This window comes from Pseudomonas sp. C 49-2, from assembly GCF_003970195.1.
Taxonomy (GTDB): Bacteria; Pseudomonadota; Gammaproteobacteria; order Pseudomonadales; family Pseudomonadaceae; genus Aquipseudomonas; species Aquipseudomonas canadensis.
The window spans coordinates 1-10,350 of sequence record NZ_RXYG01000034.1; the positions used below are offsets into that span (position 1 = coordinate 1).

At 62.0% G+C, this 10,350-nt stretch carries 10 protein-coding genes; 3 read left to right on the forward strand and 7 right to left on the reverse strand.

The annotated features are described in order from the left end of the window. Positions 1 to 139: 139 nt before the first annotated feature. Together EJ576_RS29545 and EJ576_RS29550 are read right to left on the reverse strand one after the other, a co-directional pair. The gene (locus tag EJ576_RS29545) at positions 140 to 694 is read right to left on the reverse strand and encodes a UPF0149 family protein (protein ID WP_126571758.1); all 555 of its coding nucleotides are present in this window, start codon (positions 692 to 694) and stop codon (positions 140 to 142) included. Between the two features lie 98 nt (positions 695 to 792). Continuing rightward, positions 793 to 2,040: a chloride channel protein gene (locus EJ576_RS29550; protein ID WP_126571759.1), complete on the reverse strand. Its 1,248-nt coding sequence runs from the start codon at positions 2,038 to 2,040 to the stop codon at positions 793 to 795. A 192-nt stretch (positions 2,041 to 2,232) separates the two neighbouring features. On the opposite strand from EJ576_RS29550, the gene EJ576_RS29555 reads away from it, so the two are divergent. After that, positions 2,233 to 3,045, forward strand: a complete 813-nt coding sequence (locus EJ576_RS29555) for a crotonase/enoyl-CoA hydratase family protein (protein ID WP_126571760.1) — start codon at positions 2,233 to 2,235, stop codon at positions 3,043 to 3,045. 5 nt (positions 3,046 to 3,050) lie between these two features. Continuing rightward, positions 3,051 to 3,884 carry an NAD(+) diphosphatase gene (gene nudC, locus EJ576_RS29560; protein WP_126571761.1) on the forward strand — a complete coding sequence of 278 codons (834 nt, stop codon included), beginning with the start codon at positions 3,051 to 3,053 and terminating at the stop codon, positions 3,882 to 3,884. Here the strand turns inward: nudC and EJ576_RS29565 are convergent. The 3 genes from EJ576_RS29565 to EJ576_RS29575 form a co-directional block, all read right to left on the reverse strand. Continuing rightward, positions 3,852 to 4,631: a TSUP family transporter gene (locus tag EJ576_RS29565; protein WP_123477207.1), complete on the reverse strand. Its 780-nt coding sequence runs from the start codon at positions 4,629 to 4,631 to the stop codon at positions 3,852 to 3,854. The genes nudC and EJ576_RS29565 overlap by 33 nt on opposite strands. Positions 4,632 to 4,827: 196 nt before the next feature. Beyond that, a complete protein-coding gene (pcsA, locus tag EJ576_RS29570; RefSeq protein WP_122727476.1) occupies positions 4,828 to 5,544 on the reverse strand; it encodes a phosphatidylcholine synthase in 717 nt (238 codons plus the stop codon). Positions 5,545 to 5,693: 149 nt separating this feature from the next. Continuing rightward, a complete protein-coding gene (locus tag EJ576_RS29575; protein WP_126571762.1) occupies positions 5,694 to 6,608 on the reverse strand; it encodes a class I SAM-dependent methyltransferase in 915 nt (304 codons plus the stop codon). Positions 6,609 to 6,799: 191 nt separating this feature from the next. On the opposite strand from EJ576_RS29575, the gene mdeB reads away from it, so the two are divergent. After that, complete coding sequence (mdeB, locus tag EJ576_RS29580) at positions 6,800 to 9,466, forward strand: alpha-ketoglutarate dehydrogenase (RefSeq protein WP_126571763.1); 2,667 nt, start codon at positions 6,800 to 6,802, stop codon at positions 9,464 to 9,466. Position 9,467: 1 nt separating this feature from the next. On the opposite strand, the gene EJ576_RS29585 is transcribed toward mdeB, so the two are convergent. Both EJ576_RS29585 and EJ576_RS29590 read right to left on the reverse strand, forming a co-directional pair. Next, positions 9,468 to 9,956, reverse strand: coding sequence for a DUF1289 domain-containing protein (locus EJ576_RS29585; RefSeq protein WP_068937878.1), 489 nt, complete (start codon positions 9,954 to 9,956; stop codon positions 9,468 to 9,470). 100 nt (positions 9,957 to 10,056) lie between these two features. Further along, a partial coding sequence (locus EJ576_RS29590; RefSeq protein ID WP_178083548.1) for a ribonucleotide-diphosphate reductase subunit beta occupies positions 10,057 to 10,350 on the reverse strand: 294 nt, incomplete at its 5' end.

Sequence of the window (10,350 nt, forward strand, 5' to 3'; positions counted from 1 at the left end):
GTTCGGCCAGCGTGTTTGACGGGGCGCCTAAGATCAAAATCAAGATCAAGAGCGACTCGCTTCGCATCGTGGATACGCTTTTCGTTTTCTGTAGGAGCCGGCTTGCCGGCGATGCAGGCGCCTCGGACCCAGCAGGCTGTTATCGCTTCGCCAACCAGTAATCATGCAGTGCGCGTGCTGCCGGTTCGATCTCGCTGACGCGTTGCTGGTGTGCCTGCACATCGAGGTCGGCCGGGAGTTCGAAGTTGTCTTGTTCGGCGCACCAGGAGATTTTTTCCAGCCGTGCAGCCTGTTCTGCCGGCAGTTCCGGCCAGTTGCCGATGGCGGCGCCGCGGATGTAGCCAAAGCACCATTCTTCGGCGAGGGTCACGGTGTGGCCTTGGTGTTCGGTTTCGTCAAAGCGGGCTTTGAAGCCGGCGGCGTCGGTCGCCAGTTGTGCGGCCAGGGTGTTGAGGTGGCGCACGCACAGTTCGAGGAAGCTTTGCGCTTCGTCCATGTTGTCCCATTTCGGGTTCTGGCCGCCCCAGATCGCGGGGAACCACTCGGCCACGTCCACTTGGACCGGGCTGGAGACCAGCGCGGTGAAGTAGCCGTCGAGTTCGGCCAGGTTCAGCACCGAGTGGTCGTCACCGTACTTGAGCAGGGTGTTTTCGATGAATTCGAATTCGGCGGCGGTGAGGGGTTGGGCGTGCATGGGGCATATCCTTTAAACGTCGAGCGCCGCGAATGGGGCGGCTTAAAGCGCGAAGGATGGCGTGTGTGCCGGGTTTTATCCAGCCTTTTGCAGCGTTTTTACCCGCGCCGTTGGCACAGCTTGCTCACACACATCGAACCCACCACGGCCAGGATGATCGGCACCAGGAAGTCGTGGTCGATGCGAGTGAACTCCGCCACCAGCACAATCGCGCTCAACGGCATGTTCATGCTGGCGGCCAGGAAGGCGGCGGCGCCGATGATTGCGAATGCGCCCAGGGGCACGCCGGGCCAGACCAGGCTCCAGGCGCCGCCGAGGATGATTGCCAGTAAGGCGCCATTGGCCAGGCCGGGGGTGAGCAAGCCGCCTTCGGCGCCGGCGCGCAGGCTGCTGGTGGTGATCAGTACTTTGACCACCAGCAACAACGCCGCCAGGCCTATCGTCAGTTCATTGTCGAAACCCAGCTGCGCCGGACCTTTGCCATTGCCGAGGATTTGCGGCAACAGCATCGCCAAACCGCCGATCAGGGTGAAGTTGATCAATGACAGCACCGGCAGGCGCCAGCCCCTGGCGGCATTCGCTCGCGCCTTGCCGGTGAGTCGTGTGAAACCGTACGCCGCCACGCCGAAGATCGGGCCGCAGACCACCGCCCAGGCGATCAGGGCAGGGTTCAACACGAAGTGCGGGACTGCATATTGCGATTGCGCACCCAACCCGATCCACGCCACCGAGGCTGCAATCGCTGAAGTCGCCAACGCAATCACCGCCGCCGGCCAACTGAACGCGCCCACCAGCACTTCCAGCACGAACACCGCGCCACCCAGCGGTACGTTGTACACCGCGGCTAACCCGGCACCGGCGCCGCAGGCGACGATCAGGCGATGCATCTGCGGGTCGAGTCCAGCGCGCAGGGACAACCAGGTGGCGGCCAACGCCCCGAGTTCCCGCGGTGCCACTTCACGCCCCAGGGGCGAACCCAGGGCCACGGTGATGATCTGCAGCAAGGCGTGGGCGAGCGTGGTCTTGGGTGGCATTATCGGCATCTTCTCCGACACCGCTTGCTTGATGCTCACCAGCGGCCTGCCGTAACGATAAATCGCCCACCAGCCCAATCCCGCCACCAGGCCGCACACCACCAGCACCAGCAGCCGCCGCTCAGGCGGCGCCCCCGTCACGCCCAGCAGGAAGGTTTCATGGCTGACCAGGCTGTCAAGGCTATAACCGTAGGCCAGGTGCTGGATACCATGCAGCAACAACGCCAGCAACATCCCGCCCAATCCGGCGCCGATGCCGGTCAGCACGACCACCAGGGCGAGAATCAAGGATGAGCGAAACGGGGTCGACATAGGCAGCTCCAGGCAATGCGCCTGATTGTATAGCCGATAAATCGGCCGCTCTGGATGAATTGTATCGGCGCTGCATGAACCGCACGCCCACAACATTCCATTACCTTTGCCCGTCCCGTTTTTGGCCGATGTGCCGTCACGTTCCCTTGTTATAGTTCGGGCCTTATCACTCGCCAGTCAGGGATCACTGCCATGTCCGAATACCAAGCTTTCGTCGTCGAACTCAACGGCAACGTTGCCCATGTGCAGATCAACCGCCCGGAAAAGATCAACGCGATGAACGCGGCGTTCTGGACCGAAATCATCGACATCTTCCAGTGGGTCGAAGACACCGACGCCGTGCGCGCCGTGGTGCTCAGCGGGGCCGGCAAGCATTTCTCTTCCGGCATCGACCTGATGATGCTGGCCTCGGTGGCCAATGAATTCGGTAAGGACGTGGGCCGCAACGCGCGCTTGCTGCGCCGCAAGATCCTGGAGCTGCAAGCCTCGTTCAATGCCGTCGACAACTGCCGCAAGCCGGTGTTGGCGGCGATCCAGGGTTACTGCATCGGTGGTGCCATCGACCTGATCAGCGCCTGTGACATGCGCTACGCCGCCGAAGGCGCGCAATTCTCCATCAAGGAAATCGACATCGGCATGGCCGCTGACGTCGGCACCCTGCAGCGCCTGCCGCGTATCATCGGCGATGGGATGCTCCGTGAGCTGGCCTACACCGGCCGCCAGTTCGGCGCCGAGGAAGCGCGCAGCATCGGCCTGGTCAATCGCGTCTATCCCGATCAGGACAGCCTGTTGGCCGGGGTGATGGAGATTGCCCATGAAATCGCCGCCAAGTCGCCGATTGCCGTGGCCGGCACCAAGGCCATGATCAGCTATATGCGTGACCATACAGTCAATGACGGCCTGGAATACGTTGCCACCTGGAACTCGGCTATGTTGCAATCCAACGACCTGCGCGTGGCCATCGCGGCCCACATGAGTAAGCAGAAACCCGAATTCGTGGATTGACTGACATGACCCCAGGCTGGATTACCACAACGCTGCTGGACAACGACACCCCTGGCGGCTGGGCCGTCGCCCGCAGCCGCGACGGCTTTTTGCATGACACCAATGGCCCGTTGTTCCCCCGGGAATGGCTCAAGCGCCAGGACCTGTCGGTGTTTGCCGAGCACGGCATTGGCCACCTCGACGGCGAGCCGGTGTACCTGCTGGAACTCAATGCTTCTGCTGAAGTGCCGGGTTGCAGTTGGCAGGGGTTGCGCGGTTTCATGCTGCAAGGCGATCACACCCTTTACAAGGTGCTGGGCTACGCAGCGCAGATCGGCACCTGGGCGCGGGAACACCGGTTTTGTGGGAGTTGCGGCCAGGCCATGGTCCAGGTACCACGCGAGCGGGCGATGTACTGCCAGGCCTGTGACCTGCGCAGCTACCCGCGTATCTCGCCGAGCATGATCGTGTTGGTGACCCGTGGTGACGAGATCCTGTTGGCGCGTTCGCCACGCTTTGTCACGGGGGTGTACAGCACGTTGGCGGGGTTTGCCGAGCCGGGTGAGTCGGCCGAAGACTGCCTGATCCGCGAAGTGCGCGAGGAAGTGCAGGTGGAGGTCAAGAACATTCAGTACATGGGTAGCCAGTGCTGGCCGTTCCCGCATTCGATGATGCTGGGTTTTCATGCCGAGTACGCCGGGGGCGATATCGTGCCCCAGGCTGATGAGATCGAGGACGCGCAGTGGTTCAATATCCACGACTTGCCACCGTTGCCGGCGTCACGCTCGATTGCGCGTTACCTGATCGACCTGTATCTGGCCCGCCGACTAGGCCACGCTGAACCAGTGCTGCCAGGCTAGGCGCACCGTCAGGCCGAGAACCACGGTGATGAACACCGGGCGAATGAATTTGGCGCCGCCGCTGATCGCGCTGCGTGCGCCAAAGAATGCGCCACACATCACCGACACGCCCATGGCCAGGCCGACGATCCAGTCCACCGAACCATTGATAATGAACACCGTCAGCGCCCCCGCGTTGCTGACGAAGTTCATGCTGCGCGCCACACCGCTGGCTTTCACCAGGTCGATGGGGTGCAACAGCATCGTGCTCACGGTCCAGAACGCCCCGGTGCCGGGGCCGGCCACGCCATCGTAGAAGCCCAGGCCGAAGCCCTGGGTGGATTGCCATTTCTTCTTGATCGGTGCATCGGCGTCCACTGGCGCCTTGGGCGTGCCGCCGAACAACAGGTACACGCCACAGGCGAACACGATCACCGGCAGCATCTTGTTCAGGGTTTCAGCCGGCAGGTAGTGGGCGACCACGGCGCCGGTCAGCGCACCGATCAGCGTGCCGACAATGGCATGCACCCACTGGCGCGGATGGAACAGCTTGCGCCGATAGAAGGTGAAACTGGCGGTGGCCGAGCCGAAGGTGGAACTGAGCTTGTTGGTGCCCAGTACCAGATGCGGCGGCATGCCAGCGGTGAGCAGGGCGGGCGTGGTGAGCAAGCCCCCGCCGCCGGCGATGGCATCGATGAAGCCGGCGATAAAAGCGACCGCCGCCAGGATGGCGAGGGTGGTGAGGTCTACGCTGAGTTCGAAGGGCATGGGTTGGGCTTATTATTGGCAGGGTGCGCAGCGAAGGGGCTGGGCGAAAGGCCGCCATCTTACTCGCGGGGAGTCTGCAAATCCAAATGTGGGAGGGGGCTTGCCCCCGATGGCACTGCTCCAGCTGACTCATCTTTAGCTGACCCACCGCTATCGGGGGCAAGCCCCCTCCCACATTTGAAGAGTGTTCACCGGGTCATTTGTGTGTTCCCAGCCACTCCAGTGCCGTGCGCCAGATACAAATCCCCAGGAAATACGCCGACATCAGCGACCACAAGCCAAACGTCCACGGGTTGGTGTTCGGGTAATCCATCACCATCAAGAAGCTGCACAGCAACCAGATCGTGGTTACTGCGATATTGATCGGCATGAACCGCTTCACCCGGAACGGGTGCAGGAATTTCATCGGCGTCACGGTCAGCAGGGCCAGGCCGATCACGGTGAGCAAGGTGACCCAGGCTTCCGGCTGGATGATATAGACGCACAAGGCCACCACATTCCACGCGGCGGGGAAGCCGACGAAGTAGTTGTCCTTGCTCTTCATATTGACGTTGCAGAAGCAGAACAGCGACGACACCAGGATCACCGACACGGTAAACAGGTGGGTAAAGTCCGGCAGGTCGATATAGCGATAGATAAACAGGGCGGGGATAAACACATAGGTGAGGTAATCGATCACCAGGTCCAGCACCGAGCCGTCGAAGCTCGGCAGTACCGTGCTCACATTCACCCGTCGCGCCAGTGAGCCATCAACCCCGTCCACCACCAGCGCCAGGCCCAGCCATAGCAGGCAGGCCTTGGGTGAGTTTTCCAGCAGCGCCAGGGTGGCCAGGAAGGCCAATACTACACCGGTGGCGGTAAAGCCGTGGGCGCCCCAGGCTTTGAGTCTGGCTACATGCAGGGTCGATATCACGGGCGGTTCTCCAAAAGGTGAAACAGGGCAGCCGACGACGTGACGCCGTCGAGTCTGGCCGGGGAATGCAGGTATCGACCGGGAAGGGGGTAAGAAGGTTCACCTCCCCGGGGTATCACTTAGCGTAGCAAGCGTAGGACGTTTCGGCATCAGCCCTGGCGGAACACCAGTGCCTTTAACCCACTTTGTGGATCGATATCCGGAAATTCCGGCGGGTTTTCCAGCCGCTCCACAAAGCGCAGGCCCGGTGCTTCGCGTGTGACGCCGTCGATCAGGAAGTCTTCACCGAAGGCCGGGTCGTTCATGCACGCCAGTACGGTGCCCTGTGGCGTGAGCAGATCCGGCAGGCGGCGCAGTACGCGCTGGTAGTCCTTGGTCAACAGGAAGCTGCCTTTCTGGAACGACGGCGGATCGATGATCACTAAGTCGTAGGGGCCGTTGTTGGTGACCTTGGCCCAGGACTTGAACAGGTCGTGGCCCAGGAAGCTGACGTTGCCCAGGTCATGACCATTCAGGCGATGGTTGTCGCGGCCACGGCTCAGGGCGCCACGGGCCATGTCGAGGTTCACCACGTGGTCGGCGCCGCCTTCGATGGCCGCCACCGAGAAGCCACAGGTGTAGGCAAACAGGTTGAGCACGCGCTGGCCCTTGGCCTGCTCACGCACCCAGTTGCGGCCGTAGCGCATGTCGAGGAACAGCCCGCTATTCTGTTTTTTACCCAGGTCGATCAGGTAGCGCAGGCCACCTTCGGTGATGGTCAACTCGTCGACAGGGGTGCCCGACAGCCACTCGGTGGTGCTTTGCGGCAGGTAACGGTGTTGCAGCGCGATGGTGTAGGTGCCGAACTCGGTTTGCAGCAGGTGCTTCAAGGCTTCCAGTTGTGCCGCGTCCGGTTCCTTGAACAACGCCACCAGCAGCACGCCTTGCAACCAGTCCACCGTCAGTTGCTCCAGGCCCGGCCAGCAACGGCCACGGCCGTGGAACAGGCGGCGGGTTTCAGCCGGTGGGGTCGCCAGGGCGGTGAGCAGGTGGGTGTGCAGGGTGGCGAGTGCGTCTGGGGTCATCGTTAAACGTCGGTCGTTGAGCGGGCGGCATTTTAAACACAATTGCGGGCTTTCGTCCTGCTTGAGCATAACGTGCTGCCAGAGGCAAAATTGGCAGTGATTCATGCTCAAAATTCAACGTCGAGCGCCTGATAACAGGCAAAAAATCCTCCAGCACCGACATAAACTGGAAAAAAAGTCCGGAGGTGCCCATGAACGGTTTCACGAATGCGGTGATGGATCAGCAAGAGTTGGATGAGTGGCGCGACGCCCTGGCGTCCCTGGTCACCCACGCCGGCCCCGTGCGGGCTAGGCAGATCCTCGACTTGCTGGCGCAGGATGCCAGTGCGCCGCACATCGATTGGAAACCGCGCCACGGCACGGCCTACATCAATAGCATCAGCGTCGAGCAGCAACCGGCATTCCCCGGCGACCTCGCTACCGAAGAACGTCTGGCCTCGCTGGTGCGCTGGAACGCCTTGGCCATGGTGGTGCGGGCCAACCAGGCCTACGGCGAACTGGGTGGCCATATCGCCAGTTACGCCAGCGCGGCGGACTTGTTCGAGGTCGGCTTCAACCACTTTTTTCGCGCTCGTAACGAGGGCTTCGGCGGCGATCTGGTGTTCTATCAGCCGCATTCCGCGCCAGGCATCTATGCACGCGCCTTCCTTGAAGGGCGTTTGAGCGAAGACGACCTGGCGCACTATCGTCAGGAGATAGGCGGGCCCACACAGGGCGCACGCGGCCTGTCCAGCTACCCGCACCCGTGGCTGATGCCCGACTTCTGGCAGTTCCCCACCGGTTCCATGGGCATCGGTCCCATTAGTTCAATCTTCCAGGCGCGCTTCATGCGCTACTTGCAGCACCGCAACTTGCAGGACACCACCGACCGTCACGTCTGGGGTGTCTTCGGCGACGGCGAGATGGACGAACCGGAAAGCATGTCGGCCCTGACCCTGGCCGCCCGCGAAGGCCTGGACAACCTGACCTGGGTGGTCAACTGCAACCTGCAACGCCTCGACGGGCCGGTGCGCGGCAACGGGCGCATCATCGATGAGCTGGAGGCCTTGTTTGCCGGCGCTGGCTGGAACGTGATCAAGTTGGTGTGGGGCTCGGACTGGGATGCGTTACTGGCCAAGGACGCTGACGGTTCGCTGGTCAACATTTTGTCCAACACCGTTGACGGTCAATTTCAGACCTTCGCCGCCAAGGATGGCGCCTACAACCGCGAACACTTCTTCGGCCAGAGCGAGTCCCTGGCCCGGCTGGTCGAGGGCATGAGCGATGAGCAGATCGACCGCCTCAAGCGCGGCGGCCACGACATGGTGAAGATCCACGCCGCTTACCACGCCGCACGGCGGGTCAAAGGCAAACCCACGGTGATCCTGGCCCAGACCAAAAAGGGCTTTGGCATGGGCGAGGCCGGGCAGGGCAAGATGACCACCCACCAGCAGAAGAAATTGGACCGCGACGCGTTGATCGCCTTCCGCAATCGCTTCCAATTGCCGCTGACCGATGAACAGACCGAATCCCTGAGCTTTTTCAAACCGGCCGAGGACAGCCTGGAGTTGCGCTATCTGCACCAGCGTCGCACGGCGTTGGGCGGCTACGTGCCCAGTCGCAGCCAGGTCGCCGCCCCGGTTAGCGTGCCGGCCATATCGGGTTATGCCGGCTTCGCCACGGCTGCCGACGGCAAGGAAATGTCCACCACCATGGCCTTCGTGCGCATGTTGACCAACCTGCTCAAGGACAAGGCGCTGGGGCCGCGCATCGTGCCTATCGTGGCAGATGAAGCGCGCACGTTCGGCATGGCCAACCTGTTCAAGCAGATCGGCATTTACTCCAGTGTCGGCCAGCGTTACGAGCCGGAAGACATCGGCTCGATCCTCAGCTACCGCGAAGCCACCGACGGGCAGATCCTGGAGGAGGGCATCAGTGAGGCCAGCGCCATCAGTTCCTGGGTTGCGGCGGCCACCAGTTATTCGGTGCATGGCCTGCGCATGTTGCCGTTCTACATCTATTACTCGATGTTCGGCTTCCAGCGCGTCGGCGACCTGATCTGGGCCGCCGCTGACCAACGTGCCCGTGGCTTCCTGCTCGGCGCCACCGCCGGACGCACCACCCTGGGTGGCGAGGGCTTGCAGCACCAGGACGGCAGCAGCCACCTCACTGCGGCCACCGTGCCCAACTGCCGCGCCTACGACCCGGCGTTCGCCGGGGAATTCGCGGTGATCCTCGACCACGGCATGCGCCAGATGCTCGAACACGATGTGGACGAGTTCTACTACGTAACCCTGATGAACGAAAACTACCCGCAGCCCAGCCTGCCAGACGGGGTTGAAGCGGCGATTATCAAGGGTATGTACCGCCTGCAAGGCACGACCAATGCCCAGGTGCGCCTGCTCGGGTCCGGCACGCTGGTACGCGAGGCGCAAGCGGCAGCACGGTTGCTGGCGGATGATTGGCAGGTGACGAGCGACGTGTTCAGCGTCACCAGTTTCAGCGAGCTGGCGCATGATGCGCGGGAGGTGGAACGCTGGAACCGCTTGCATCCGCAGGCCGTTGCGCGGATCAGCCATGTGAATGAATGCTTGCCCAAAGGCGTGCCGGTGATTGCGGTGACTGACTATGTGCGGGCAGTGCCGCAGATGATTGGCGCTTACCTGGATTCCAGCTACACCGTGCTGGGGACGGACGGCTTTGGGCGCAGTGATACACGGGCGGCGCTGCGGGATTTCTTTGAGGTGGACCGCCATCACATTGTGCTGGCGGCGCTGACGGCGTTGGTGAAGCAGGGGCGTCTGGAGGCGCGGGTGTGCCAGGAGGCGATTGAGCGTTATGACCTGCAGGCCGAACGCGCAGCCTCCTGGAATTGCTGAGTTAAAAACTGGCTATCAGTGGAGGCCCAAAAGCCTCCCTGATAAACCCCGGGGCGATATACCGCTCGTAATGCGCCTCGGACAGCAGGAAAAACTCCCGGTCAATCGCATCCCGCAGATCCGCCAGGCTGCGCTCGCGAAACTCCGGCAGCAACGCCAGCCCATACGCGTCCAGCTTGGAAATCACCCGCGCACCCCGGGCAATCAGCTGATACGCCCAGCAATAGGCCGACTGGTGCGGCATGAAGCGGATCTTGCGCGACTCAAGCTGCTGGCGCAGCAGGTGCGCATCAAACACCTCCAACTTGCTGGCCATGACCTGTACCAGCAATTGCTCCAGGCGCAGCCAAACCGCCTGTTTCTCGTCGGCGTTGTAGCCGTTCCACTGGATCACTTCATGGTGGTAACGCTTGCAGCCCCGGCAGACCAGGTCCCCGTAAACGGTGGAACACAGGCCGACGCAGGGGGTCTTGATGGTTTGATTGGGCATAAAAACTATTTAACGGGTATCAACACCAAACCTGTAGGAGCCGGCTTGCCGGCGAAGGCGCCCGCATGATCGCCATCGCCGGCAAGCCAGCTCCTACACGTTAGTCCCAGCTCAGCGCGCCGCCGGTCTGATACTCGATCACACGGGTTTCGAAGAAGTTCTTCTCTTTCTTCAAGTCCATGATTTCGCTCATCCACGGGAACGGGTTAGTCGTCCCCGGATACTCTTCTTTCAGACCAATCTGCGACAGACGACGGTTGGCGATGAACTTGAGGTAGTCCTCCATCATCGCCGCGTTCATGCCCAGCACACCGCGTGGCATGGTGTCGCGCGCGTATTCGATCTCCAGCTGAGTCCCTTGCAGGATCATCTGGGTCGCTTCTTCCTTCATCTC